The sequence below is a fragment of the Mesorhizobium sp. M1050 genome, assembly GCF_040318715.1.
GTDB lineage: Bacteria > Pseudomonadota > Alphaproteobacteria > Rhizobiales > Rhizobiaceae > Mesorhizobium.
The window spans coordinates 19,296-43,684 of sequence record NZ_JAMYMV010000014.1; the positions used below are offsets into that span (position 1 = coordinate 19,296).

At 62.4% G+C, this 24,389-nt stretch carries 25 protein-coding genes, 1 pseudogene and 1 riboswitch; of the genes and pseudogenes, 20 read left to right on the plus strand and 6 right to left on the minus strand.

Translation table 11 applies throughout. From position 1 onward, the window contains the following. Positions 1-71 precede the first annotated feature (71 nt). Positions 72-1,172, plus strand: coding sequence for a 3,4-dihydroxy-2-butanone-4-phosphate synthase (ribB, locus tag NKH57_RS10950; protein WP_352487348.1), 1,101 nt, complete (start codon positions 72-74; stop codon positions 1,170-1,172). Between the two features lie 44 nt (positions 1,173-1,216). Here the strand turns inward: ribB and NKH57_RS10955 are convergent, their stop codons facing one another. Beyond that, positions 1,217-2,440 carry an MFS transporter gene (locus NKH57_RS10955; RefSeq protein WP_352944120.1) on the minus strand — a complete coding sequence of 408 codons (1,224 nt, stop codon included), beginning with the start codon at positions 2,438-2,440 and terminating at the stop codon, positions 1,217-1,219. A gap of 121 nt (positions 2,441-2,561) precedes the next feature. Here NKH57_RS10955 and NKH57_RS10960 point away from each other — a divergent pair, with 121 nt between their 5' ends. Both NKH57_RS10960 and NKH57_RS10965 read left to right on the plus strand, forming a co-directional pair. Further along, positions 2,562-3,170, plus strand: coding sequence for a TetR/AcrR family transcriptional regulator (locus NKH57_RS10960; protein ID WP_352831242.1), 609 nt, complete (start codon positions 2,562-2,564; stop codon positions 3,168-3,170). 94 nt (positions 3,171-3,264) lie between these two features. Beyond that, the gene (locus NKH57_RS10965) at positions 3,265-4,248 is read left to right on the plus strand and encodes a hypothetical protein (RefSeq protein WP_352944122.1); all 984 of its coding nucleotides are present in this window, start codon (positions 3,265-3,267) and stop codon (positions 4,246-4,248) included. On the opposite strand, the gene bluB is transcribed toward NKH57_RS10965, so the two are convergent. After that, complete coding sequence (gene bluB / locus NKH57_RS10970) at positions 4,249-4,995, minus strand: 5,6-dimethylbenzimidazole synthase (RefSeq protein WP_352944124.1); 747 nt, start codon at positions 4,993-4,995, stop codon at positions 4,249-4,251. It abuts the gene before it with no gap. Between the two features lie 48 nt (positions 4,996-5,043). Further along, positions 5,044-5,223: riboswitch (cobalamin riboswitch) on the minus strand. A 121-nt stretch (positions 5,224-5,344) separates the two neighbouring features. Here bluB and NKH57_RS10975 point away from each other — a divergent pair. The 6 genes from NKH57_RS10975 to NKH57_RS11000 all read left to right on the plus strand — a co-directional run bounded on the left by NKH57_RS10975 (position 5,345) and on the right by NKH57_RS11000 (position 10,340). After that, on the plus strand, positions 5,345-6,271 hold the full coding sequence (locus tag NKH57_RS10975; protein ID WP_352831240.1) for a histone deacetylase family protein: 927 nt from the start codon (positions 5,345-5,347) through the stop codon (positions 6,269-6,271). A 3-nt stretch (positions 6,272-6,274) separates the two neighbouring features. Further along, on the plus strand, positions 6,275-6,526 hold the full coding sequence (locus NKH57_RS10980) for an exodeoxyribonuclease VII small subunit (RefSeq protein WP_352944126.1): 252 nt from the start codon (positions 6,275-6,277) through the stop codon (positions 6,524-6,526). Between the two features lie 98 nt (positions 6,527-6,624). Next, on the plus strand, positions 6,625-6,891 hold the full coding sequence (locus tag NKH57_RS10985) for a DUF2277 domain-containing protein (RefSeq protein ID WP_023759114.1): 267 nt from the start codon (positions 6,625-6,627) through the stop codon (positions 6,889-6,891). 37 nt (positions 6,892-6,928) lie between these two features. Continuing rightward, positions 6,929-7,849, plus strand: coding sequence for a pirin family protein (locus NKH57_RS10990; protein WP_352944128.1), 921 nt, complete (start codon positions 6,929-6,931; stop codon positions 7,847-7,849). A gap of 143 nt (positions 7,850-7,992) precedes the next feature. Continuing rightward, the gene (gene dxs / locus NKH57_RS10995) at positions 7,993-9,906 is read left to right on the plus strand and encodes a 1-deoxy-D-xylulose-5-phosphate synthase (protein ID WP_352944130.1); all 1,914 of its coding nucleotides are present in this window, start codon (positions 7,993-7,995) and stop codon (positions 9,904-9,906) included. Between the two features lie 149 nt (positions 9,907-10,055). Further along, positions 10,056-10,340: a hypothetical protein gene (locus NKH57_RS11000; protein ID WP_352944132.1), complete on the plus strand. Its 285-nt coding sequence runs from the start codon at positions 10,056-10,058 to the stop codon at positions 10,338-10,340. Positions 10,341-10,447: 107 nt separating this feature from the next. Here the strand turns inward: NKH57_RS11000 and NKH57_RS11005 are convergent, their stop codons facing one another. Together NKH57_RS11005 and NKH57_RS11010 are read right to left on the minus strand one after the other, a co-directional pair. Further along, positions 10,448-11,596, minus strand: a complete 1,149-nt coding sequence (locus NKH57_RS11005; protein ID WP_352944134.1) for a GNAT family N-acetyltransferase — start codon at positions 11,594-11,596, stop codon at positions 10,448-10,450. Next, positions 11,593-12,588 carry a sterol desaturase family protein gene (locus tag NKH57_RS11010; protein ID WP_352944136.1) on the minus strand — a complete coding sequence of 332 codons (996 nt, stop codon included), beginning with the start codon at positions 12,586-12,588 and terminating at the stop codon, positions 11,593-11,595. Before NKH57_RS11010 ends, NKH57_RS11005 begins: the two co-directional genes overlap by 4 nt. 276 nt (positions 12,589-12,864) lie before the next feature. Between NKH57_RS11010 and NKH57_RS11015 the strand changes: the two genes are divergently transcribed. Both NKH57_RS11015 and NKH57_RS11020 read left to right on the plus strand, forming a co-directional pair. Beyond that, entirely contained in the window at positions 12,865-13,629 is a 765-nt protein-coding gene (locus tag NKH57_RS11015; protein ID WP_352944138.1) for a TlyA family RNA methyltransferase, read from the plus strand. After that, on the plus strand, positions 13,626-14,867 hold the full coding sequence (locus NKH57_RS11020) for a class I SAM-dependent RNA methyltransferase (RefSeq protein WP_352944140.1): 1,242 nt from the start codon (positions 13,626-13,628) through the stop codon (positions 14,865-14,867). Before NKH57_RS11015 ends, NKH57_RS11020 begins: the two co-directional genes overlap by 4 nt. Positions 14,868-15,064: 197 nt before the next feature. On the opposite strand, the gene tldD is transcribed toward NKH57_RS11020, so the two are convergent. Next, entirely contained in the window at positions 15,065-16,477 is a 1,413-nt protein-coding gene (gene tldD, locus NKH57_RS11025; RefSeq protein WP_352944142.1) for a metalloprotease TldD, read from the minus strand. Between the two features lie 197 nt (positions 16,478-16,674). Further along, positions 16,675-17,217, minus strand: coding sequence for an invasion associated locus B family protein (locus tag NKH57_RS11030; RefSeq protein ID WP_352944144.1), 543 nt, complete (start codon positions 17,215-17,217; stop codon positions 16,675-16,677). Positions 17,218-17,593: 376 nt separating this feature from the next. On the opposite strand from NKH57_RS11030, the gene coxB reads away from it, so the two are divergent. The 9 genes and pseudogenes from coxB to NKH57_RS11075 all read left to right on the plus strand — a co-directional run bounded on the left by coxB (position 17,594) and on the right by NKH57_RS11075 (position 24,300). Next, positions 17,594-18,493 carry a cytochrome c oxidase subunit II gene (coxB, locus tag NKH57_RS11035; RefSeq protein WP_352944146.1) on the plus strand — a complete coding sequence of 300 codons (900 nt, stop codon included), beginning with the start codon at positions 17,594-17,596 and terminating at the stop codon, positions 18,491-18,493. A 37-nt stretch (positions 18,494-18,530) separates the two neighbouring features. Beyond that, positions 18,531-20,183 carry a cytochrome c oxidase subunit I gene (gene ctaD / locus NKH57_RS11040; RefSeq protein ID WP_023759128.1) on the plus strand — a complete coding sequence of 551 codons (1,653 nt, stop codon included), beginning with the start codon at positions 18,531-18,533 and terminating at the stop codon, positions 20,181-20,183. Between the two features lie 76 nt (positions 20,184-20,259). Continuing rightward, positions 20,260-21,204: a heme o synthase gene (locus NKH57_RS11045; RefSeq protein ID WP_352944148.1), complete on the plus strand. Its 945-nt coding sequence runs from the start codon at positions 20,260-20,262 to the stop codon at positions 21,202-21,204. Continuing rightward, entirely contained in the window at positions 21,201-21,368 is a 168-nt protein-coding gene (locus NKH57_RS11050; protein WP_023759130.1) for a cytochrome c oxidase system small membrane protein, read from the plus strand. The genes NKH57_RS11045 and NKH57_RS11050 overlap by 4 nt, the downstream gene beginning before the upstream one ends. Then, positions 21,368-22,000, plus strand: coding sequence for a cytochrome c oxidase assembly protein (locus tag NKH57_RS11055; RefSeq protein ID WP_352944150.1), 633 nt, complete (start codon positions 21,368-21,370; stop codon positions 21,998-22,000). Before NKH57_RS11050 ends, NKH57_RS11055 begins: the two co-directional genes overlap by 1 nt. A 1-nt stretch (position 22,001) precedes the next feature. Then, positions 22,002-22,883, plus strand: a complete 882-nt coding sequence (locus tag NKH57_RS11060; protein WP_352944152.1) for a cytochrome c oxidase subunit 3 — start codon at positions 22,002-22,004, stop codon at positions 22,881-22,883. 146 nt (positions 22,884-23,029) lie between these two features. Beyond that, a pseudogene (locus NKH57_RS11065) lies at positions 23,030-23,140 on the plus strand (L,D-transpeptidase family protein); the annotation flags it as partial. 21 nt (positions 23,141-23,161) lie between these two features. Beyond that, entirely contained in the window at positions 23,162-23,548 is a 387-nt protein-coding gene (locus NKH57_RS11070; protein ID WP_352944154.1) for a DUF983 domain-containing protein, read from the plus strand. Next, positions 23,545-24,300, plus strand: coding sequence for an SURF1 family protein (locus NKH57_RS11075; protein WP_352944156.1), 756 nt, complete (start codon positions 23,545-23,547; stop codon positions 24,298-24,300). Before NKH57_RS11070 ends, NKH57_RS11075 begins: the two co-directional genes overlap by 4 nt. Positions 24,301-24,389 lie beyond the last annotated feature (89 nt).

Sequence of the window (24,389 nt, forward strand, 5' to 3'; positions counted from 1 at the left end):
CAAATCTTTTTGCTTTTCCCTACTCCAGTACTGCTCTACTCCCTTATTCCCTGCGAGCGAAGCGAGCATTTATGCCTTACGACCAGAAGAAAATCGTCGAAGCCCTGCGCGCTTTCGAACGGGGCGAGATCGTCGTCGTCATGGACGATGACGGGCGCGAAAACGAGGGCGACCTGATTGTTGCCGCCGTCCATTGCACGCCGGAAAAGATGGCGTTCATCGTTCGCCATACCTCCGGCATCGTCTGCACGCCGATGCCGCGCGAGGAAGCCAAGCGGCTGAACCTTGCGCCGATGGTCGCCGACAATGATTCGGCCCACACCACCGCTTTCACGGTCAGCGTCGATTTCAAGCATGGCACCACCACGGGCATTTCGGCCGACGACCGCACGCTGACCGTGCGCAACCTCGCCAACGGCAATGTCGGCGCCTCCGATTTCGTCCGCCCAGGCCACATCTTTCCGCTGATCGCGCGCGAGGGCGGCGTGCTGATGCGTTCGGGTCATACCGAAGCGGCGGTCGATTTGTGCAAGCTCGCCGGCCTGCCGCCGATCGGCGTCATTTCCGAACTGGTCAATGACGACGGCACCGTCAAGCGCGGCCCGCAGGTCGCGGCCTTTGCCGAGGAGCATGGCCTGAAGCAGGTTTCGGTCGCCGACCTCATAGGATATCGGCAGCGCAAGGAAACGCTGGTCGAGCGCGTCGCCTGCTCGGAAATCGACACGCTCGGCGGCAAGGCGCAGGTCTTTACCTACACGCTGCCCTGGGACTCCATGCATCACGTTGCCATCGTCTTCGGCGACATCCGTGACGGCGAGGACGTGCCGGTGCGTCTGCATTCCGAGGATGTGGTGACGGATGTCTTCGGCACCAGCCATCGGCTCGACGCCATCATGAAGGCGATGGGCGAGCGCAGGCGCGGCGTTATCGTCTATCTGCGCGAAGGCTCTGTCGGCGTCGCCCATCAGGAGCGCAAGCGGCCGGCGAGCGGCGACCGCGAGGATCACGAAGAGGCCCGCCGCCGCGAAAACGAGTGGCGCGAGATCGGGCTCGGCGCGCAGATCCTTAAGGATCTCGGCATTTCCTCGATCAACCTGATCGCCTCGCGCGAACGCCACTATGTCGGCCTCGAAGGTTTCGGCATCCATATCGCCAAGACCGAGATTCTCTGATCCTTCGCCCGACAGCGCCCGGTTCCAAACCGGGCGCTCGACGATTATTCCGCAGGGATTGCGGCAGCTTCGCATCTGTCCAGGTCGCATTCCTGAGTGGCAAGCCTGCGCTGGCCAAGCAGCACCGTGGCCAGCGCGACTGTGCCTGAGGCAACCGAGACCCAGAACCCGTTCTGGGCGCCGAATGCGTCCACCACCGCACCGGCGGCGAAGGAACCAAGCGCCATGCCGATGCCGATCCCGGTCATCACCCAGGTGATGCCTTCGGTCAGCATTGCCTCCGGCACGTGTCGTTCAATCAGGCCGAAGGCGGTTATGAAGGTCGGCGAGATCGCAACGCCGCTGATGAACACGGTCAATGCCAGCAGAGGCACCGTGTCGGCGGTAAGCGGCAGCAGCGTGCCAAGCGCGACGAGGGCGACTGCGATGGCCAACTGGCGTTGCAGCGGCGTTTTTACGTTGAGTGCCCCGACGATGATGCCAAGCACGAACGACCCGAGCGCATAGACGCCGATGACCAAGCTCGCGGCCGCCGGTTGCCCCAGCTCTTTGGTGATCGCGACGGTACTCACTTCCGTCGTCGCGAAGGTTGCGCCGACGAAGATCAGGGCGAAGGTGATGATCTGAACCGGTCGCAGGCGGATTGCGGAGCCGCCAGAGCCCTGTTCCACCGGTCGCACTTGCGGCTCGGTCGAGCGTTGCAGAATGAAGGCTATCGATCCGAATACGAGAAATAACGTGCTCGCCACCATGCCCGCTTCCGGGAACAGCGCGGCACTCAAGCCCACCGACAGCGATGCCCCGGCTATGTAGACCAGTTCGTCGGCCGCCGACTCGAAGGCGAACGCGGTGTTCATCTGAGGCCGCCCGCGAAAAATCTCGGTCCAGCGCGCGCGCACCATTGCCGGGATGCTTGGCATCGCCGCCGCCAGCAGTGCCGACACGAACAGCATCCACACCGGCCAGTCTTGGTTGGCGGCCGCAACCAATACGACGAAAGCCAGCACCGAAATGATGGTGGTGGGCACTACGATCCGCGTCTGGCCAAGGCGATCCACCAGTCTCGATATCTGCGGCGCCAGGAAAGCGTTGGCGAGCGCGAATGTCGCGGCGACGGCGCCGGCCAGCCAATATTCGCCGCGCGTCTGCGACAGCATTGCCACGATACCGATTGGCGCCATGGCGATCGGCAGGCGCGCTATGAAGCCTGCGGCGGCAAAGCCCTTGGTTCCGGGGGCACGAAAGATCTCCGAATAGGGATTTTGCATGGGTTGGTTCCTCGACAAAGCACGATTCGACAATTACATACGATGCGTATGAATGTTAAATAGAGCATACGCCGCGTATGTCAATTGGCATACGGTTCGTATGTGGATAGGGCCAGGAGCCATGCACAAACCCCGCAAGGAGATGATTGCCGAGACGCGTGCCAAGCTGATCGCGGCAGCCCGCCATGCTTTCGGCACGATCGGCTATGCCGAAGCCTCGATGGATGATTTCACCGCATCGGCCGGGCTGACTCGCGGCGCGCTCTATCATCATTTCGGCGACAAGAAGGGCCTGCTGCAGGCGGTCATCACCGAAATCGACGGCGAGATGGCGGCACGCATCGATGAGGTCGCGTCGAGAGCGCCGACCCGCTGGCAGCATTTTGTCGACGAATGCACGACCTATATTGAGATGGCATTGGAGCCGGAAATCCAGCGCATCATGTTCCGGGATGGCCCGGCCGTTCTGGGGGATCCGGCACAATGGCCGAACGCCAATGCGTGCATCGCTTCAATGACCGGCCATCTGACGGCGCTTCAGGAGGAGGGGGTCGTAGTCTCCAGCCTCGACCCCGAAACTGCCTCGCGGCTGATCAATGGGGCGAGCAGCCAGGCGGCGCAACGGATCGCCAATTCGAACGACCCCGAAGCGACGTCGAAGAAGGTGGTGGTGGCGTTCAAGCAACTGCTCGAAGGCCTACTCAAAAGGCCAGGTTCGCAACCGAACTGAAATCCCATCGGTGGCCCGGCGCCGCGGCCGGCAATTGACAATCGCCGGGTTGGGTCCATCCTCTTTCACCACCTCTGAGGGGGAGATTCGGGGCATGTGGGATTTCGATATCGGCAGGTCGGTGTCCATCATGATGCGGACCTGGCCGTTCATTGTCTTTCGCATGATCGTCTATTTCGGCATCACACTGGCCTACATCATGGCGACCGGCACGGGCGCCTCCGTCGGCTATGGCGTCGGCCACATCTCCACCGATCCCGACGGGCCGATGTCCTTTGCCTTGTGGGGCGGGGTGGTCGGTTTCGGCATCGTCTCGATCGCCGTCTACTGGATCCGCGAATACATCCTCTATGTCGTCAAGGCCGGCCACATCGCCGTGATGGTCCATCTGATCGACGGCCGTGACATTCCCGGCGGCCAGGACCAGATCGCCTACGCCAAGGATATCGTCACCCAGCGTTTTGCCGAGGCCAACATCCTTTTCGTCGTCGATCAGCTGGTCAAGGGCGCCATCCGGGCCATCACCGGCCTGCTCGGCGGCATCGCCGCCTTCCTGCCGATCCCGGGTTTGAGCGGTCTGGTCTCCTTCATCAACACGGTGATCCGCCTGTCGCTGACCTATGTCGACGAGATCATCCTCGGCTACAACATTCGCATCAATTCGTCCTCGCCGTTCGAGACGGCGCGCCAAGGCGTCGTGCTCTATGCCCAGAACGGCAAGGTGATGGTCAAGAACGCCGTCTGGCTGGCGGTCATCATGTGGGGCGTATCCTTCGTTATCTTCCTGCTGATGCTGGCGCCGGCCGCCGCCATTCTTTTCCTGATGCCAGGGCAATTGGCGGGCTGGGCCTTCGTGCTAGCCATCGTCTTCGCCTGGGCCTTCAAGGCGGCGTTCATCGAGCCCTTCGCCATCGCTTGCCTGATGCAGGTCTATTTCAAGACCATCGCGGGCCAGGTGCCAGATCCGGCCTGGGACACCCGGCTGGCGGAGGCGTCGTCGAAGTTCAGGGAACTCAAGGACAAGGCGCTGGCCTCCTTTGGCGGCTCGCCCTGGGGACCGGCCGGCGCGACACCCTGATCAGCGAGGGCTCGACGGCGCGGCAGAAACGGTGTTGAGGCGCGCCACGGTCGATTTGAGCAGCACTTCACCTTGCCCGGAAAACGTCTCGCTCATGATCAGTTCCGGCAGCGGCAGCCGCCGTCCCCAGCCATGCGTTTCAAGGTCAGGTTTTGGCGCGAACTCCGAGACGCGGCCGACGCAGAGATAGGCGACCGGGGTCACATGCTCCGGAATTGAAAGCAGGCCTTTCAACGCTTGCGCCTCGATGATGCTGACCCAGCCGACACCGACGCCTTCGGCGCGCGCCGCCAGCCAGAAATTCTGCACCGCGCAGACCGTGCTGTAGAGGTCCATCTCCGGATTGTGCGAGCGTCCCAGTGGCGAACCCTTCGAACGCTCGCGATCGCAGGTGATGCAGATGTTGAGCGCGCTTTCGCAAATGCCTTCCAGCTTGAGTTTGCGGTAGAGCGCCTGCCGCTCTTCCGCAATGGCCGGCAGTTCCTGCTGGCGCGCCGCCAGGAACAGGTCGCGCACCTTTTCCCGTCGTTCGGCATCGCGAATGACGATAAAATTCCAAGGCTGCATGAAGCCGACCGACGGCGCGTGATGAGCGGCAAGCAGCAACCGCGCCAGCACCTCATCGTCGAGCGCGGTGGGCAGGAAATGGCTGCGGACGTCGCGCCGCGTGAACATGGCGCGATACACCGCATCGCGTGCATTCCGGTCAAATCCATCGCCAACAGCAGCGGTCGTGTGTTCAGGCATCGCTTGTCCCCTTGCGATTGCAATCGATGCCAACCGCCTGACCATGCGGATGACGATGCCTGCCAGGCCGGTCTTCTGGCTCGGGATCAACCCGCGTCCGGTGCCTTCCCGTCATCGACAGTGGCATATACCGGCGCGGTCCCCCTTACAGCGTTGGGCACGCCACGGAATTCAACCGTGTTCCCGATTCTCCCGCTTGCGGCGGGCACCAGGCAGTGCCACGGACCTTACGCCGAAGCGCGGACGACGCCAATGCCTGCAGCGACGCGAATGGACGCAGGCGCGATTTTCCCCAGTCATCGGCCGCCCGTGCATGGCCTTTGTCGATCCGGGTCACTAGATTAGGACGATGGCTACCCGTCTCTATACCCATCCGATCTTCCTTGAGCACCTCACGCCGCCCGGCCATCCCGAGCGGCCGGACCGCTTGCGCGCCATCGAGCGCGTGCTGGACGACGAGGCTTTTGCCGCGCTCGATCGTATCCAGGCGCCGGAAGGCGACGAGGCCACCATCCTCTATGCTCATCCCGCCGATTTCGTCGCCCGCGTGCGCGCCGCCATTCCTGACGAGGGAATCGCCCGCATCGACGCCGACACCACGGCCAGCCCGAAGAGCTGGCAGGCGGCGATCACCGCAATCGGTGCGGCCAACGCCGCCGTCGACGACGTCTTTGCAGGCCGCGCCGACAATGTCTTCGTCGCGGCGCGGCCGCCCGGCCACCATGCCGAAAAAACCACGGCGATGGGTTTTTGTCTGTTCAATACGGCGGCGATCGCGGCGCGTTATGCGCAGAAGAAGCATGGTATCGAGCGTGTTGCCGTCGTCGACTGGGACGTGCATCACGGCAACGGCACGCAGGATATTTTCTGGGACGATCCGTCGGTGCTCTATTGCTCGACGCACCAGATGCCGCTCTATCCCGGCACTGGCGCCAAGAACGAAACCGGTGCCGGCAACATTGTCAACGTACCGCTGGCGCCGCAGACCGGCAGCGAGGTGTTTCGCGATGCCTTCCTGTCGCGCGTGCTGCCGGCGCTCGACAATTTCGCGCCCGACCTGATCATCATTTCGGCCGGGTTCGACGCACATCACCGCGATCCGCTGGCCGAGATCAACCTGACCGAGGACGATTTCGACTGGGCGACCGGCCAGCTGATGCAGCGCGCCGCGCGTCACAGCGGCGACCGGCTCGTCAGCCTGCTCGAGGGTGGCTACGATCTGCAGGGATTGGCATTTTCGGTCGCCGCCCATGTCGGGCGACTGATGAAAGGATGAATGATGGCTGGTGAGATCAACGACGATGTCAAGGCGATGAGCTTCGAACAGGCACTCGATGCGCTGGAAAAGATCGTCGATGATCTTGAGCGTGGCGACGTGCCGCTCGACCAGTCGATCAAGATCTATGAACGCGGCGAGGCATTGAAGGCGCATTGCGACCGGCTGCTGAAGGCCGCCGAGGACAAGGTCGAGAAGATCAGGCTGTCGCGTGACGGCAAGCCGGTTGGAACAGAGCCGCTCGACGCGGACTGAGGCACCCAGCCGTCTCACCGATTTTTGGACACGATCATGATTGAACATAGAGTTCGTCTTGATTGAAACAGCTCGGGACAAGAGGAGATACGGAAACGATGTGCAGAAACATCAAGACCCTGTTCAATTTTGATCCGCCCGCGACCAACGACGAAGTTCGCGACGCGGCACTTCAGTTTGTCCGCAAGCTGAGCGGAACGACGCGGCCTTCGAAGCAGAACCAGCATGCCTTCGACCACGCGGTCGAAGCCATCGCGGCATCGGCGCGCGAACTGCTCGATTCACTCGAAACTCATCAGCATCCTCGCAATCGCGAGGAAGTGGCGGCCAAACTAAGGGCGAAATCGGCGATCCGGTTTGCCTGAAGCGTCCAGCTGCCTCTGGCGCTGACAAGGAGAGTGCATGAGCTTCTTCCCGGGGAAAGACCCAGAGGCCGGCGACGCCTTCGCCAGCGACCAGATCGAACTGATGGTCATCCCCAACGCCAAGGATATTGGCGGTTTCCAGGTTCGCCGCGCCTTGCCGACCGCCAAGAGGCGGTTGGTCGGCCCGTTCATCTTCTTCGACCGCATGGGCCCGGCTATCCTGCGCGCCGGCCAGGCGCTCGACGTACGCCCGCATCCGCATATCGGCCTGTCGACGGTCACCTATCTGTTCGACGGCAATATAAGGCATCGCGATTCACTCGGCACCGAAATGGTCATCCAGCCCGGTGACGTAAACCTGATGACCGCCGGCCGCGGCATCGTCCATTCTGAGCGCACCCCTGAAGAACTGCGCGGCGCGCCGATGTCGATTTCCGGCCTGCAGACCTGGTTGGCGCTGCCGGACGGCAAGGAAGAAGTAGCCCCGGTTTTCGAGAACACCACAGCACTCCGGTTGCCCGAGATCGACGCCGAGGGCGTTAGCGGCCGCATTGCCATTGGTGATTTCCAAGGGCTGCGATCCCCGGTCAGGGCCGACACAGAGACACTCTATGCCGATCTGCGCCTGGCGCCAGGCGCCAGCGTGAAGATCCCGGCCGATGCGGAAGAACGAGCCATCTACACACTGGAAGGCGAGGTCTCGATCTCGGGCGACGTTTTCCCGGCCGAACGGTTGCTGGTGTTTCGGCCCGGTGACGAGATCGTCGTATCGTCGCACACCGCAGCGCATTTCATGCTGTTCGGCGGCGCTTCGCTCGGCTCGCAGCGCTACATCTGGTGGAATTTCGTCTCATCGTCGAAGGAACGCATCGAGCAGGCCAAGCAGGAATGGAAGACGGGACGCTTCGATATTGTTCCAGGAGACGAGGAAGAGTTCATTCCGCTGCCGGAAAGCTGATGCATGTTGCCCAAAAGTGGCCCGGTTCTGGGAGAACGGCATGCATCAAAACAAGAACCACAGCCTGATCCGCGTCACTGACGTGCATTTACATTCTCCGGCCGGCGGCCTATTTCGCCAATGAACAGAAAGCCTGAGCACCCGTGAACGCAACGCCGCATACGCCGCTTCTCGACAAGGTCCGCATCCCAGCCGACCTGCGCACGCTTGCGGAAAGCGAGCTGCCGCAATTGGCGTCCGAGCTTCGCGCCGAGCTGATCGACGCCGTCTCCCACACCGGCGGCCATCTTGGCGCCGGCCTTGGCGTGGTCGAGCTGACGGTGGCGCTGCACTATGTCTTCAACACCCCCGATGACCGGCTGATCTGGGATGTCGGCCATCAGGCCTATCCGCACAAGATCCTGACCGGCCGCCGTGACCGCATCCGCACATTGCGCCAGGAGGGCGGCCTCTCGGGCTTCACCCGCCGCGCCGAGAGCGAGTACGATCCCTTCGGCGCCGCCCACTCCTCGACATCGATTTCGGCCGGCCTCGGCATGGCTGCCGCTCGCGATCTCTCCGGCGGCCGCAACAATGTCATCGCTGTCATCGGCGACGGCGCCATGTCGGCCGGCATGGCCTACGAGGCGATGAACAATGCCGGCGCGCTCGATGCGCGGCTGATCGTCATCCTCAACGACAACGACATGTCGATCGCGCCGCCGACCGGCGCGATGAGCGCCTATCTGGCGCGTCTGGCTTCGGGCAAGGCCTATATCGGCCTGCGCGATTTCGGCAAGAAACTGACGTCCTATCTCGGCAAACGCGCTGATCGCGCGATCACAAGGGCGGTCGAGCATGCACGCGGCTACGTTACCGGCGGTACGCTGTTCGAGGAGCTCGGTTTCTATCACATCGGCCCGATCGACGGTCACAATCTGGAGCATCTGATCCCGGTCCTGAAAAATGTCCGCGACAATGGCGAAGGCCCCGTGTTGATCCATGTCGTCACTCAGAAGGGCAAGGGCTACGCGCCGGCGGAAGCCGCCGCCGACAAATATCACGGCGTCAACAAATTCGATGTCATCACCGGCGCGCAGGCCAAGGCGCCCGCCAACGCGCCTGCCTACACCAAAGTGTTCGCCGAAAGCCTGGTAAGGGAAGGCCGCGAGGACGACCGTATCGTTGCCGTCACAGCCGCCATGCCGAGCGGCACCGGCCTCGACCTGTTCGGCGAGGCATTCCCGTCGCGGACCTTCGATGTCGGCATCGCCGAACAGCACGCGGTGACCTTCGCAGCCGGTCTTGCCACCGAAGGCTATAAGCCGTTCGCGGCGATCTATTCGACCTTCCTGCAGCGTGCCTACGACCAGGTCGTCCACGACGTCGCCATCCAGAAATTGCCGGTGCGGTTTCCCATCGACCGGGCTGGCTTCGTCGGAGCCGACGGCGCCACCCATTGCGGCGCTTTCGACACTACCTTCCTGGCAACCTTGCCGGGGTTTGTCGTCATGGCCGCTGCCGACGAGGCGGAGCTGCGCCATATGGTGCGCACCGCGGCGAGCTATGATGACGGCCCGATCGCCTTCCGCTATCCACGCGGCAACGGCGTCGGCGTGGACCTGCCGGAGCGCGGCTCGATTCTCGAAATCGGCAAGGGCCGCATCCTCAAGGAGGGCACCAAGGTGGCACTGCTGTCCTTCGGCACGCGTCTGCAGGATTGTCTGATCGCCGCCGAGGAGTTGGGTGCGGCCGGGCTTTCCACCACGGTCGCCGATGCCCGTTTCGCCAAGCCGCTTGACGAGGACCTGATGCGGCGGCTGGCCCGCTCGCATGAGGTGCTGGTGACGGTGGAGGAGGGCGCCGTCGGCGGCTTTGCCAGCCACGTGCTGCAGTTCCTGGCCCACGAAGGTCTCCTGGAAAGCGGCTTGAAGGTGCGCCCGCTGGTGCTGCCCGACGCGTTCACCGACCACGCCAAGCCGGAAAAGATGTACGCCGATGCCGGGCTCGACGCGGCCGGCATCGTGCGCACGGTCTTCGTCGCGCTCGGGCACAGCACCCACGCCCAGCGCGCCTGAATCAAAGTCTCAAAGACTTGATTCAGTTTGCCGGTCAACGATGTTAAGGCATTGTTTACGCTGCCGTTTGGCTTTTCACTTACCGTGTCTCTTGGCCGTTTTTCAACGGCGCCCTGCTAAACCGTTGATCAGGCAGGGAGACAACAACAATGAAAACGCTTCTGTGCGGCGTAGCGCTTTGCGCCGTCATCGTCGCGCCGGCCGCCGCCGAAACGCGCTATGATCGCAACCTGGAAAAGGCGGCCATGGGCATCGTCGCCGGCAAGATGGGCGACATCCGCGGCGGCTTTTCCTACAAGCAGGTGCCGCAGCTGGTGGTCGTGCCGGGCGTAGCGCCGGCCATGAGTGAACGCCCACGCGAGGAAGCCACGGGCAAGCCGGACGACGGTCTGTCGCCCGCCGTGGAACGGCAGGTTTCGCGAACCATTTTCTAAATTGGAGGCCAGAGGGCCTGGAGTTGCTAAAGAAGGCACGACGGGTGTCAGTCCATCGGCAGATGCCTTTCCATGGCGCTTGCCGTTATGCAGCCGATCTGAAAAGGTTATTCCTCGGCCAATACCGCTTGTTTCGACGGCTTCCCGGAGCGCCATGATTTCGTGGCGTGGCGGGCGCGGTCGGCCAAGATGGCGAGGCGTCCGCGCAGGCTTCGCCCACCCATCACTGATGACAAGATCACCGAATGCGTCGAAAAGCGGCGCTTGAAATCCTCGCCGCCGCAGAGAAAGTCGACCGTGGTCAAGCCCTGGTCAAGCGACCACTGGATATAGTCCATCATCAAGACCATTCCCGGCGAGGCTCGCTCGAAGGACGGGTCATAGGTCGTGACGAAAGCCATCATCGTCCCGCGCTGCTCGAAATTGATCGAGACGGCGATGATCGCGTCGTCACGTTCGAGCACGAAGATGCGCAGCAATCCGAGCTCGGCCAGGACGGAGACGAGTGCCGCCAGAGCGGTGGAGCCTTCGTCGAAGAGATCCGAAGCGCGGCCGTGCTTTGCCAGCCACAGCCGCTTCAGCGCCGCGACGCGCTCGAGCACCTGCTCGCGGTCTTCGTGCGCATCCATCAGGCGGAAGCGCAGCTTGCCGCCTTCCTCCATGAATTTGCGGCCACGGCGGTAGTTTTGCCGGGTTTTTTTCGATTGGCTTTCGAACCATTGCGCGCCGCCTTGCCAGGTGCCAACGACACGATGGCTGATCTCGCTGCGGTGGTTTGGCTGCAAGATCGTGCCGCGGCCTGGGACGGCGGAACCGAGCAGGGCGTGGAATTGGGCATCCGGCAACAAACGATTCAGATAGACGAGGTCGAAGCCACCATCGTCGAGAATGCGTTGCCAGAGCTGCGATAGAATCAACGGGTCGCAGTCGGGGGCGAGCAACACGTCGCCATAATCGCTGTGATCTTTCGCCGCCCATTCCAGGATACGGACACCGGAGCGCTTGAAGGTCGCAAGTGCAATGACGGCCTCGAGGCGCTTGCCGCTCCAGACCAACCCGATCCTGAGGCCGCGCCGGTCCTGATGCGGCGTCGTGCGCCACCAGGCCGAGATCCAGTCCGGATGCTGGAAAACAAGGCCGCCGGCGCGTTGCCAGAGCGCCGCCCAGGCCGGCGCTATTTCTGCCAGGCGCGCGGCCGAAGTCGCGACTTCGATCTGGTGCGTTTGCGGCAGCCGGCACACGACAGGCCCGTTCAAGGCTTGCCCCTTTGCGGCGATTGCCGTGACTCCGGCTTTTCAGTGCGGAGGTATCTGGCGATCAGCCGCCAAATCCGCTTCAGCGGCAGGATATAGAGGCCTGAGAGCGACTGGTAGTCGCGCACGTTGCGTTCGATCAAACCGAACTTGAAGTCCTCGTCCGGTTTGGGGACGCATAGCGTTCCGAACAGCCGGTCCCAGAACGAGAAGAGCAGCCCGAAGTTCTTGTCGTAGTGGCGCGGGTCCGTGCTGTGGTGCAACTGATGCCAGTGCGGGCATAAGATCAGGTTGTTCAGCGGCCCAAAGGAAATCTTGAAATGCGTGTGCCTGACGAAATCCATCATCAGGATGTTGCGTATGATGTAGACGTTGACGCCGAAGATCGTCAGTTCGACGAGGTTCAACGCGACCAGCGACCAGATGCCGAAGCAGATGCCGGGAATGACGCCGTCCCAGGCCCGGTTCATCAATTCGTCGAGCGGGTGGACGCGGTCCTTGGTTATGCCGACCATCACTTCGGCCGAATGGTGCACCTTGTGCAGTTCCCAGAGCACCGGATAGCGATGCTGGGCGACGTGATAGAGATAGTAAGAGATGTCGTAGGCGAGCAGCATTGTGATGGTGAATATCGCTACCGTCACCGGTCCTGCCGGACCGTCGATCAGAGGCGATTGGATCGGAAGGAAGGTCGTGAGGAGCCAGTTCGTCGCATAACCGACGGCGCTGACGAAGACGATGCCGGCAGGCAGCATGAGGAACGGCATCAGGGCCTTCCTCGTCACCCAGAACAGAAGGTCGGCTCTCGCCGAGGGATGAGTGACGACCTCGTGCGGGATCGCGAACTCGAAGAATTCTTTCCAGCTCTTTTTCTCGACCGTGCGCCAATAGGCGACGAGGGCGCTGACCAAAGCGGTCAGCAACAGAAGTCCGGTCGCCAGCAGACCGGCGCCGGAAATCCGGTCAAGCACCTTGTAGACGATTTCGCTGGCCATTTCCAAGATTGCCGCCTCTTCATCCCGTTTTGCGGGCTGTCGCAGTCATAACATTTTAGTCCTCAAGCAAGTGCGACGAGAACTGGTTAACGATCCATGAAATTTCCGGTGGCTTAAGACGAGAGAATTTCTGTCATGCCCATCTTCCTTGAAGTTGAGGCGCGTGATTGCCCAAGCACGAAGCGCCGTTTGCAGATCATTGTCGGAGGCGACATGCTTTCCTTCAATGCCGGGCAGTGCCCTTGCCATCGTCGTCGGCTTTCGCCATGAAGGCCGATGAATTCGCCTCTGCCAGCCAGCGCCCGCCAGCGGCTTGACGACCTGCTCGTCGAGCGCGGGCTGTTTGCCAGCCGCTCGCGTGCCCGCGACGCGGTCGAACGCGGCACGGTGACTGTCGACGGCGTCCTTGCCCGCAAGCCTGGTCAGAGCGTTTCGCCGCAATGTCTCATCGCCATCGACGACCCGGCGCAAGGCTATGTGTCGCGCGCGGCGCTCAAGCTGATCGGCGGGCTCGACCATTTCGGCCTCGATCCCGCCGGCTGTGAGGCACTCGACATCGGCGCCTCGACAGGCGGCTTTACCCAGGTCCTGCTGGAGCGCGGCGCTGCTCATGTCACCGCCATCGATGTCGGGCATGGTCAGGTGCACCCTGATGTCGGGGGAGACCCGCGTGTGACGGTGATCGAAGGCCTGAACGCCCGCGATCTCACCGCCGCCGATCTTGGCGGTCGTATACCGGATTTCATTGTCTCCGATGTCAGCTTCATCTCGCTGAAACTGGCGATGCCGCCGGCGCTTGGCCTTGCGAAGGCTGGCGCCAAAGCCATGTTTCTGGTCAAGCCTCAATTCGAGGCTGGTCGCGAAGCGATCGGCAAGGGTGGTCTGTTGAAAGATCCCTACGACGCCTCCCGTGTCGCCGGCCTGTTGCAGGATTGGCTCGATGCCGTCCCCGGCTGGCGGGCGCTGGGGCTGCATCTGTCACCGATCGAGGGCGGCGACGGCAATCGCGAATTCCTGCTCGGTGGGATCAAGGATCGATGAGCGCGCGCTTCAGCATCAGGAAACTTGGCGCTCAGGGGGACGGCATCGCCGAGACCGAGACAGGCGATCTGTTCATCCCCTTCACATTGCCCGGCGAAACGGTCACCGCTTCGCGCGAAAGGGATCGCGCCATGCTGGTGGCGGTGCTGGAAGCCTCGCCGTTGCGCATCGATCCCGCCTGCCGCCATTTCACCGAATGCGGCGGCTGCGCCCTCCAGCATTTCGAAGCCGAAGCCTATCGCCAGTGGAAACGCGAAAAGGTGGTGCACGCCTTGAAGGGTAAGGCCATCGATTGCGAGATCGGCGAACTGGTCGCCTGCGCGCCGCACACGCGCCGCCGTGTGGTGCTTGCCGCCCGGCGCACGAATGCAGGCATGCTGCTCGGCTTCCATCGCCATCTGTCACCGGAGATCATCTCCATCGAGGAATGTCCGATCTCGCTGCCGGAGATCGTCGCCGCGCTCGATCGCTTGAAGGCACTCGCCGAATTGGTCTGTGCCACCACCAAATCGTTCCGGATGACGGTCACCGTGACCGGTTCAGGCCTCGATGTCGCCGTCTATGAATCAGGCAAACTGGGCGAGAACCAGCGTCGGGTCGCTTCCAATTTCGTCATGGCCCAGGGATTTGCGCGGCTTTCGATCGACGACGAGATCATCATAGAGCCAAAAAAGCCGACGGTCATGTTCGGCGGCGTTGCCGTTGCCATTCCGCCGGGCGCCTTCCTGCAGGCCACCGAGGCCGCAGAACAGGCGATGGCCGATATCGTCGGCGGCCATCTGAAGCGTGCCAAGAAGGTGGCGGATCTCTTCGCCGGTTGCGGCAGCTTTGCCTTGCGGCTGGCAATGAAATCGGAAGTCCATGCGGTGGAGGGTGATACGGCAGCCCTTTCGGCGCTCGACCGGGGATCGCGCTTCGCCACCGGGCTGAAGCGGGTGACGGGCGAACGCCGCGACCTGTTCCGCCGGCCGCTGACGTTCAAGGAGTTGAATGGCTTCGACGGCGTGGTGTTCGACCCGCCGCGGGCGGGCGCCGAAGACCAGTCGAAGCAGATCGCCCGCTCGGATGTGCCGTACGTCGCTGCCGTGTCCTGCAATCCGGTGACGCTGGCGCGGGATTTGCGCATCCTGCTCGACGGTGGCTACACCTTGAAAAGCGTGACGCCGATCGACCAGTTCCTGTGGTCGCCGCACGTCGAGGCGGTGGCGCTGCTGGAGAAGCCGAAACGGCGACGGTAGATCATTCGCTGGTTCGGCGACGCCTTGCTTCCGCGAGCACGCCCGTTTCCATTTCTCTCAATGTTTTCGGCTTGCCACTGCTGGGCAGCGACCCGAACACATCCTCTGGCCGCATTGAGGGAAAGACCGGAACAGGCCGTGTGACCTGATCATCGGTTGAACTGGTGGCAACGGACTTTTCTCCAGTGGCCATCGCATCAGACCCGCGTGCCGCCCACCGTCATCTGGTTCATGCGCAAATGCGGCTGGCCGACGCCGACAGGCACGCCCTGTCCGGCCTTGCCGCACATGCCGATGCCGGTGTCGAGCTTCATATCGTTGCCGATCATCGAAACGCGGTGCATGGCATCCGGCCCGTTGCCGATCAGCATCGCGCCCTTGATCGGCTGCGTCACCTTGCCGTTCTCGATCATGTAGGCCTCGGTGCAGCCGAAGACGAATTTTCCCGAGGTGATGTCGACCTGACCACCGCCGAAGGAGACGGCATAGATGCCGTTCTTGACCGAGGCGATGATTTCGTCCGGCTCCATGTCGCCTGCCGTCATGTAGGTGTTGGTCATGCGCGGCATCGGCTGGTGGGCATAGCCTTCGCGCCGGCCGTTGCCGGTCGCCTTCATGCCCATCAGCCGGGCGTTCTGGCGATCCTGCATGTAGCCGACCAGTTTGCCGTCGTCGATCAGCACATTGCGGGCCGAAGGCGTACCTTCGTCATCGACTGTGAGCGAGCCGCGTCGCTCGGGCATGGTGCCGTCGTCAACGACGGTCACTCCCTTGGCGGCGACCTGCTGGCCGAGCAGGCCGGCGAAGGCCGAAGTCTTCTTGCGGTTGAAGTCGCCTTCCAGCCCATGGCCGACGGCCTCGTGCAGCATGACGCCCGGCCAGCCGCTCGACAGCACGATGTCGAAGGTGCCGGCCGGCGCCGGTATCGCCTCGAGATTGACCAGCGCTTGCCGGAGCGCCTCCCTGGCGGCGTGCTTCCAGCTGTCTTCGACCAGGAATTCGCCAAAGGCCTTGCGGCCACCCATACCGTAGGAGCCGCTCTCCTGGCGGTCGCCATTGCCGACCACGACAGAGACGTTGATGCGGACCAGCGGGCGGATATCGCGCACCACCTGGCCGTCGGCGCGCACGATCTCGACATGTTGCCAGGAGGCGGCAAGCGAGGCCGAAACCTGGCGCACGCGCGGATCCTCGGCGCGCAGCCAGGCGTCGATTTCCTGCAGCAGCTTTGCCTTGGCCTCGAAGGAAGGCGAGGGGATAGGGTTCTCCTCGCCATAGAGATGGCGGTTGGTGCGGGCGGGTGCGGCGGCAAGCGTGCCGGAATAACCACCCTTGACGGTTGAAACGGCGTCGGCCGCACGCAGCAGCGAGGCCTCGGAAAGATCGCTGGAATGCGCGTAACCGCTGGCTTCGCCGGCGACGGCACGCAGACCAAACCCCTGGTCGGTGTTGAAGTTGGCGGTCTTCAGCCGGCCGTTGTCGAACATCAGCGCTTCGCTCTCGCTGTATTCGAGAAACAGCTCGCCGTCGTCGGCGCCGCTGATGGTCTCAGCGACGATCTGCTTTATGCGATCGTCTGAAATGTCGAATTGGCCGATCAGGCTGTTCATGGCGCGTCCGTTCACAGGAGGAATGGGTCTTTGCCCCGATGTAGGCGCGAAGGCGCGTCGAGACAATCGTCCCGTCGCATTGCGAAGACAAATGCGCTCGCCGACAGGTCGGTCGACGTCACTTTTGGTGGATGAAGTCCTTGCGGTCGCTGGCCAACGAATCCCAGTTAGAAAGGTTTGCAGCAAGCACCAGCCTGTCAGGGCAGGGCGGCAAAACCGTCGGCGAACCCCTTGAGATCGACCGGGATGCCGATGCCTTCTTCCGGAGTCTGGAAAACGATGAAGGTGGCCGACGTGCCGGTCTTCAGCGTGTCGAGCAGCGGCTTTTCGAGAATGACCTCGGCATAGCAGCCGTCCTGGAAGCAGCGTACGAAATAGGCGCGGCCGATATCCTTGCCGTCGACATTGAGGCCGAGCCCGTTGGGCAAGAGTACGCCGAGCGGCGCCAGCACGCGCAGGATCTCCGCCTTGTTATCGGCGGTGCGCAGCACGACGACCGATAGCCCCATCTCCGGACGATCCTCGGCGACGACGTTCTGCATCATCACGCATTGTTCCGAGGTGGCGCCGGCTGGGGTGTCGCAGATGATCGACCACGCGCCATGCGTCGAGCGCACCGTGCCGCTCGGTTGCGCGGCGTTGGCCGTGCCGGACGAGCCGATACCAGACAGGGCGGCGAGAAAGATGACCTTCGCCCAGTTTCTCGAAAACCGAGAGTTTCTCGAAAGCCAAGGGGTCATGACGGCTCCATTGCGAATCACGGCACTTTAAGCCGCGCCAAAGCCAAGTAAAGGACGGGACAGCACCCGGTCTGCCCCGAAAAGGCCAATGCGGCGCTTTTCCCTGCCAATTTCGCCCGAATTGCGACGCCCGGCACGAGCGGTCCGCAGGAATGCTACCGTTGGCCCACCATAGGCGATTCGGGGCCTCCGCTGCTGCCTTCAAAGGCACTTCCGGGCTTGCGCGCAAAAATGCCGCACGGTTTCGCCCGCTCCTTTCTTGCGGAGGGAAAAAGAGTATGGTTTGAACCAGCTTGAGACTGTCGGGATTCCCGTCCCGGCATTGGCCGTTATTCTCGTGGGTACCGCAGCGAGAAACTGGGAGACGATGAGGGCGATGAGAAATTTCCTGGCAAGCGCCACGTTTCTAGCAAGTGCCAAGCTTCTAAGTGCTTGTGCCGCTATCACGTTTTTCGCCGGCACATCCGCCCGTGCCGACCAGCCCAAGGACTGGGAGACAACCTTCCAGGCACCGGCGACCGACATGATGCGGCAGATCGAGTGGTTCGGAAACTACACGATGTGGTTCATCGTCCCGATCACCATCCTGGTGCTGCTTCTCCTCGCCTATTGCATCGTGAGATTCCGCGCCAGTGCGAACCCGATCCCGTCCAAGACCAGCCACAACACGCTGATCGAGGTGATCTGGACTGTCGGCCCGGTCGTCGTTCTGCTCTGCCTCGCTATTCCCTCGTTCCAGCTGCTGACCGCGCAGTACACGCCGCCGGAAGAAGCAAAGCTGACCGTCAAGGCGACCGGCAACCAGTGGAACTGGGACTACGAATACCAGACCGAGAACACGCTCTCCTTCAATTCCGCGATCCTCCAGGACGGTGACCGCGCCGCCGCCGGCAAGGAGGACCGCAAGGAATATCCGCGCCTGCTGGCCGTCGACAACGAGATGGTGGTGCCGGTCAACACCATGACGCGCGTGCTTGTCACCGCGACCGACGTGATCCACTCCTTTGCCATGCCGTCGTTCGGCATCAAGATGGACGCAATTCCGGGCCGCACCAACGAGACCTGGTTCAAGGCGGAGAAGGAAGGCCTCTATTACGGCCAATGCTCGCAGCTCTGCGGCAAGGACCATGCCTTCATGCCGATCGCCATCCGCGTCGTCTCCGATGCGCAGTTCAAGACCTGGCTGGCGGCAGCCAAGACCGATCTGCCCGGCGCCAACAAGACGCTGATGGCCGAGGTCGACGGCCAAAACAAGGTAGCAGCCGCCGGCAACTGATGCCGCGGCCAGAAAAGATCAGGGAACGGAGCGGAACATGGCAGACGCTGCAGCTCACGACGGGCACGATCACAAGCCTTATCACGGCTGGGTGCGCTGGGTTTATTCGACCAACCACAAGGACATCGGTACGCTCTACCTGATCTTCGCGATCATGGCCGGTATCATCGGCGGTGCCTTGTCTGTCGCCATCCGCATGGAGTTGCAGGAGCCGGGCATCCAGATCTTCAGCGGTCTGGCGCAGATGGTCTACGGCATGAACGGTGACGCCGCGATCGACGGCGGCAAGAGCATGTACAATGCCTTCGCCACCGCGCACGCGCTGATCATGATCTTCTTCATGGTCATGCCGGCGCTGATCGGCGGTTTTGCCAACTGGATGGTGCCGATCATGATCGGCGCGCCAGACATGGCGTTCCCGCGCATGAACAACATCTCCTTCTGGCTGCTGCCGCCTGCTTTCATCCTGCTGCTCACCTCGATGTTCGTGCCGAGTGCGCCGGGTGCCTTCGGCGTCGGTGGCGGCTGGACGCTCTATCCGCCGCTGTCGACCTCGGGTCAGCCCGGACCCGCCATGGATCTGGCGATTCTGTCGATCCACATCGCCGGTGCGTCGTCGATCCTTGGCGCCATCAACTTCATCACCACCATCTTCAACATGCGCGCGCCCGGCATGACGCTGCACAAGATGCCGCTGTTTGCCTGGTCGGTGCTGATCACCGCCTTCCTGCTGCTGCTCTCGTTGCCGGTTCTGGCCGGCGGCATCACCATGCTGCTCACCGACCGCAATTTCGGCACGACCTTCTTTGCTCCCGATGGCGGCGGCGACCCAATTCTGTTCCAGCACCTTTTCTGGTTCTTCGGTCACCCGGAAGTCTACATCCTGATCCTGCCCGGCTTCGGCATCATCAGCCACGTCATATCGACTTTTTCGAAGAAGCCGGTGTTCGGTTATCTCGGCATGGCCTACGCCATGGTGGCGATCGGCGCCGTCGGCTTCATCGTCTGGGCGCACCACATGTACACGACCGGCCTGTCGCTCGACACGCAGCGCTATTTCGTCTTCGCCACCATGGTCATCGCGGTGCCGACGGGCGTGAAGATCTTCTCCTGGATCGCGACGATGTGGGGCGGGTCGATTTCGTTCAAGACGCCGATGCTGTGGGCGCTGGGCTTCATCTTCCTGTTCACCATCGGTGGCGTTACCGGCGTCCAGCTGGCCAATGCCGGCCTCGACCGCTCGCTGCATGACACCTATTTCGTCATTGCCCACTTCCACTATGTGCTGTCGCTCGGCGCGGTGTTCGCCATCTTCGCCGGTTGGTACTACTGGTTCCCGAAGATGACCGGCTACATGTACTCGCCGGTCATCGCCAACACGCACTTCTGGGTCACCTTCGTCGGCGTCAACTTGATCTTCTTCCCGCAGCATTTCCTCGGCCTCGCCGGCATGCCGCGCCGCACCATCGACTATCCGGACGCGTTTGCCGGCTGGAACTACGTGTCGTCCATCGGCTCTTATATCTCGGCCGTCGGCGTCCTGATCTTCCTCTATTGCGTGTTCGAGGCCTTCCAGAAGAAGCGGATCGCCGGCGCCAACCCGTGGGGCGAGGGTGCAACGACTCTCGAATGGCAGCTGCCTTCGCCGCCGCCTTTCCACCAGTGGGAACAGCTGCCGAAGATCAAGTAAGGCGGCTTCCCGCTCGAATACGAAACCGCCGGTTCGCCGGCGGTTTTGGCCAACGGAATAATGGACTTAAGTACGCATGGCCCTTGTCGACGACCCATTGATTGACGAAGCGGGCTTTCGCATGTCGGAAGCAACAGCGGGCGATTTCTTCGCCCTGCTGAAGCTGCGCGTCATGTCGCTGGTGGTGTTCACCGCCTTTGTCGGCATGGTCGCGGCGCCCGTGACCGTCAATCCGCTGCTGGCTGTGATCGCCATCCTGTCGATTGCCATTGGTGCTGGCGCCTCCGGGGCGCTGAATATGTGGTATGACGCCGACATCGATGCGGTGATGACCAGGACCGCCAGCCGTCAGGTTCCGTCCGGTCGCATCCAGGCGCATGAAGCGCTGAGCTTCGGTCTGGTGCTTTCGGTACTGTCGGTGATGACACTCGGCGTGCTGGTTAACTGGCTTGCAGCGACGCTGCTGGCCTTCACCATTTTCTTCTATGCCGTCGTCTACACGATGTGGCTGAAGCGCTGGACGCCGCAGAACATCGTCATTGGCGGGGCTGCCGGCGCCATCCCGCCGGTGATCGGCTGGGCCGCGGTGACCGGGACGGTCAGCCTGGAAAGCCTGATCCTGTTTCTGATCATCTTCCTGTGGACGCCGCCGCACTTCTGGGCGCTGGCGCTGTTCAAGTCCGAGGACTACGCCAAGGCCGGTATCCCGATGATGCCCAACGTCGCCGGACATGCTTCGACCCGTCGCCAGATCTTCGCTTACGCGCTGGTTCTGGCCCCTGTCGGTGTGCTGCCGTGGCTGCTTGGCTATACCACGCCGGTCTACGGCGTCGCCGCCGCGCTGCTTGGGCTGGGGTTTGTCTGGTACGCATGGAAAGTGCTTGCCATGGCCGACGACGACCGCGTCATGAAACCGGCCAAGGCCTTGTTCGCCTATTCGCTGCTTTATCTCTTCGCCATCTTCGCTGCCTATCTGGCCGACAGCGTTGTCGAACGCGCGCTTGCCATGGGCGGAGCATGACCATGATCGAAGAAAAGCTCGAACTGGTCACGCTGACCGAGCGGCAGAGGAAAGCCAGACGCAACCGTTCGGTCGCCATCGGTGTAGCGCTGGCCGTCCTGGTCGTCATTTTCTACATCGCGACGATCGTGAAGTTCGGCCACAATCTGTCAGGCACGATGTGATGAGCGTCGAGACGCCCAAAAGACCGGCCGGGAAGAGCGGCAACCTCGTCGTCGCGGCCGTCTGCCTTGCCTTCTTTACCGGCATGATCGGCATGGCCTATGCCGCGGTGCCGCTCTACAAGATGTTCTGCCAGGCGACGGGCTATGGCGGCACGACGCAGCGTGCCGAGAAACAGTATGCCGGCCGCGTGCTCGACCGTGAGATCACCGTCCGCTTCGATGCCAACATCGCCGGCGTGCCGTGGGACTTCCAGCCGGTCCAGCGCTCGGTGACCATGAAGATCGGCGAGACGGTGCAGGCGCACTACAAGGCCACCAACAAGTTCGATCGCCCCGTGACCGGCCGCGCCACCTTCAATGTGCAGCCGGAACTGGCGGGACCCTACTTCAACAAGGTCGAGTGCTTCTGCTTCACCGACACGACGCTGAAGCCCGGCGAGACCCTGGACATGCCGGTCCTGTTCTACGTGGATCCTGACATCGTCAACGTGTCAGAACTGAAGGACGTGAAGACGATCACTCTGTCCTATACGATGTTCCCGGTCGAGAAGACCAAGCCGGTAGCGTCGTCGGAGCCGGTTCAAGGCAAGAGCAAAACAATTTCGAATACCGAAGCAAATCTCGGGGGTTGATATGGCAGACGCGCACGCAAAACCACAGCATGACTATCATCTCGTCGACCCGAGTCCGTGGCCTTTCCTGGGATCGGTAGGAGCGCTCGTCACCGCCTTTGGCGGCGTCTGCCTGATGCAATATCTGAAGGGCGGCAGCTTCCCGATTTTCGGCCTCAACATCGCCAATCCGTGGCTGTTCTTCATCGGCATCGTGATCGTCCTCTACACCATGTTCGCCTGGTGGTCGGACACGATCAAGGAAGCGCATGAGGGCCATCACACGCGCGTCGTGTCGCTCCATCTGCGCTACGGCATGATCATGTTCATCGCCTCGGAGGTGATGTTCTTCGTTGCCTGGTTCTGGGCCTATTTCGACGCCAGCCTTTTCGCCGGCGAAGCCCAGCAATACGCCCGCACCGCGTTTACCGGCGGCGTCTGGCCGCCGAAGGGCATGGAGGTTCTCGATCCCTTCCATTTGCCGCTCTACAACACCGTCATCCTGCTCCTGTCAGGCACCACGGTAACCTGGGCGCACCACTCGCTCATTCATGGCGATCGCAAGGGACTGATCAACGGTCTGGTGCTGACCGTCGGCCTCGGCATGCTGTTCACCATGGTGCAGGCGTATGAGTACATGCACGCTCCCTTCGCCTTCAAGGATTCCATTTACGGCGCCACCTTCTTCATGGCGACCGGCTTCCACGGCTTCCATGTCATCATCGGCACCATCTTCTTGGCGGTCTGCCTGATCCGGGCGATAAAGGGTGATTTCACGCCCAAGCAGCATTTCGGCTTCGAGGCCGCAGCCTGGTACTGGCATTTCGTCGACGTGGTCTGGCTGTTCCTGTTCGCATCGATCTACGTCTGGGGATCGGTCGGCGCGGTGGTCGAAGCCCACTGATTCCCAATTGAGGGTTCGATTTCAAGAAGGCGGCCGCGGCGACGTGGCCGCCTTCTTCTTTTCGGCGCAATGATCGCCGATCGATGGACCATACGGCCGACAATTCCCTGTGCCATTTGCGCATTCGCGGTCATGATGTTGCCGAGCTGCTTCAATTGGTCGACTGGACCGACGGCTGCATTACGATTACGGATTCCGACATGAATGAAATCTGGGCAATGGTGGCCGATGGGACACCGATCGAGATCGAGCGGTAAGCAATGAGCGACGACGCTTCCATGGGCAAAGATAGGGCCATCTGGCCCCCGATCGACCCGATTTCGGCCGGCCTGCATGGCCGCTGTCCACGCTGCGGCGAAGGGCGGCTCTTCTCCGGTTTCCTCACCGTCGGCAAGCGCTGCGTCAATTGCGGCCTCGACTATTCCTACGCCGATGCCGGCGATGGGCCGGCGGTCTTCGTCATCCTGATCATCGGTTTCATCATTGTCGGGCTGGCGCTCTGGGTTGAAGTCACGCTGAGCCCGCCGCTGTGGCTGCATCTGCTGGTCTGGATTCCGCTGGCGGTCGTGCTGTGCCTGACGGCGCTGCGGCTGATCAAAGGCGTGCTGCTCACGCTGCAATACCGCAACAAGGCGGCCGAGGGCCGGCTGGATCGCGGCGAATGAGCGAGGCGTTCGTCAAAGCCAGCGGCCGCTCGCGGCCGGGATCGGCATTGCTGCTTGGCCTTGGCCTGGTGCTGTTGCTGATCTTGCTGGCGCTCGGCACCTGGCAGGTCCAGCGCCTGCACTGGAAGGAAGATCTTCTCCAGACCATCGACCAACGCACCCATTCAGAACCGCGGCCGCTGGCCGAAATCGAGAAGGAATTCGCCGCCACCGGGGACGTCGACTATACGCCAGTCACCGTCACCGGCATGTTCCTGCACCAGGGCGAACGGCATTTCTACGCGACCTGGGACGGTGAAGCCGGCTTCAATATCTATACGCCGCTTGCCCTGGACGATGGCCGCTTTGTCCTGATCAATCGCGGTTTCGTGCCCTACGATCTCAAGGATGCCGCCAAGCGCGCCAAGGGACAGGTGACGGGCAGGGTCACGATCACGGGACTTGCCCGCAACCCACTGCCGGCAAAGCCGTCGATGATGCTTCCCGACAATGACGCGGCGAAGAACATCTTCTACTGGAAGGATCGTGACGCGATGGCGGCGAGCGCCGGGCTGCCGGCGGGCGCCGCACTGGTGCCGATCTTCATCGATGCCGACAAGACGCCAAATCCGGGCGGATTGCCGGTCGGCGGCGTCACCATCATCGACCTGCCGAACAGCCATCTGCAATATGCGATGACCTGGTATGGGCTCGCCGCGGCGCTCGCCGCCGTGCTCATCCTACGGCTTCGCCGTTCCGCGAAAGAGGAATGAACGCGACCGACGGCCCCCCTCTCTACCGATGCCCTTGACAGGGCAGGGGTAGGCACCTCATTTCGGCTCTGATCAACCGGCCCGGATTC

Bases quoted from the DNA above. Each gene is read 5' to 3' on its own strand.
- ribB (WP_352487348.1), top strand. From the start codon at position 72: ATGCCTTACGACCAGAAGAAAATCGTCGAAGCCCTGCGCGCTTTCGAA.
- NKH57_RS10955 (WP_352944120.1), bottom strand. From the start codon at position 2,440: ATGCAAAATCCCTATTCGGAGATCTTTCGTGCCCCCGGAACCAAGGGC.
- NKH57_RS10960 (WP_352831242.1), top strand. From the start codon at position 2,562: ATGCACAAACCCCGCAAGGAGATGATTGCCGAGACGCGTGCCAAGCTG.
- NKH57_RS10965 (WP_352944122.1), top strand. From the start codon at position 3,265: ATGTGGGATTTCGATATCGGCAGGTCGGTGTCCATCATGATGCGGACC.
- bluB (WP_352944124.1), bottom strand. From the start codon at position 4,995: ATGCCTGAACACACGACCGCTGCTGTTGGCGATGGATTTGACCGGAAT.
- NKH57_RS10975 (WP_352831240.1), top strand. From the start codon at position 5,345: ATGGCTACCCGTCTCTATACCCATCCGATCTTCCTTGAGCACCTCACG.
- NKH57_RS10980 (WP_352944126.1), top strand. From the start codon at position 6,275: ATGGCTGGTGAGATCAACGACGATGTCAAGGCGATGAGCTTCGAACAG.
- NKH57_RS10985 (WP_023759114.1), top strand. From the start codon at position 6,625: ATGTGCAGAAACATCAAGACCCTGTTCAATTTTGATCCGCCCGCGACC.
- NKH57_RS10990 (WP_352944128.1), top strand. From the start codon at position 6,929: ATGAGCTTCTTCCCGGGGAAAGACCCAGAGGCCGGCGACGCCTTCGCC.
- NKH57_RS11000 (WP_352944132.1), top strand. From the start codon at position 10,056: ATGAAAACGCTTCTGTGCGGCGTAGCGCTTTGCGCCGTCATCGTCGCG.
- NKH57_RS11010 (WP_352944136.1), bottom strand. From the start codon at position 12,588: ATGGCCAGCGAAATCGTCTACAAGGTGCTTGACCGGATTTCCGGCGCC.
- NKH57_RS11015 (WP_352944138.1), top strand. From the start codon at position 12,865: ATGAATTCGCCTCTGCCAGCCAGCGCCCGCCAGCGGCTTGACGACCTG.
- NKH57_RS11020 (WP_352944140.1), top strand. From the start codon at position 13,626: ATGAGCGCGCGCTTCAGCATCAGGAAACTTGGCGCTCAGGGGGACGGC.
- tldD (WP_352944142.1), bottom strand. From the start codon at position 16,477: ATGAACAGCCTGATCGGCCAATTCGACATTTCAGACGATCGCATAAAG.
- NKH57_RS11030 (WP_352944144.1), bottom strand. From the start codon at position 17,217: ATGACCCCTTGGCTTTCGAGAAACTCTCGGTTTTCGAGAAACTGGGCG.
- coxB (WP_352944146.1), top strand. From the start codon at position 17,594: ATGAGAAATTTCCTGGCAAGCGCCACGTTTCTAGCAAGTGCCAAGCTT.
- ctaD (WP_023759128.1), top strand. From the start codon at position 18,531: ATGGCAGACGCTGCAGCTCACGACGGGCACGATCACAAGCCTTATCAC.
- NKH57_RS11045 (WP_352944148.1), top strand. From the start codon at position 20,260: ATGGCCCTTGTCGACGACCCATTGATTGACGAAGCGGGCTTTCGCATG.
- NKH57_RS11050 (WP_023759130.1), top strand. From the start codon at position 21,201: ATGACCATGATCGAAGAAAAGCTCGAACTGGTCACGCTGACCGAGCGG.
- NKH57_RS11055 (WP_352944150.1), top strand. From the start codon at position 21,368: ATGAGCGTCGAGACGCCCAAAAGACCGGCCGGGAAGAGCGGCAACCTC.
- NKH57_RS11060 (WP_352944152.1), top strand. From the start codon at position 22,002: ATGGCAGACGCGCACGCAAAACCACAGCATGACTATCATCTCGTCGAC.
- NKH57_RS11070 (WP_352944154.1), top strand. From the start codon at position 23,162: ATGGGCAAAGATAGGGCCATCTGGCCCCCGATCGACCCGATTTCGGCC.
- NKH57_RS11075 (WP_352944156.1), top strand. From the start codon at position 23,545: ATGAGCGAGGCGTTCGTCAAAGCCAGCGGCCGCTCGCGGCCGGGATCG.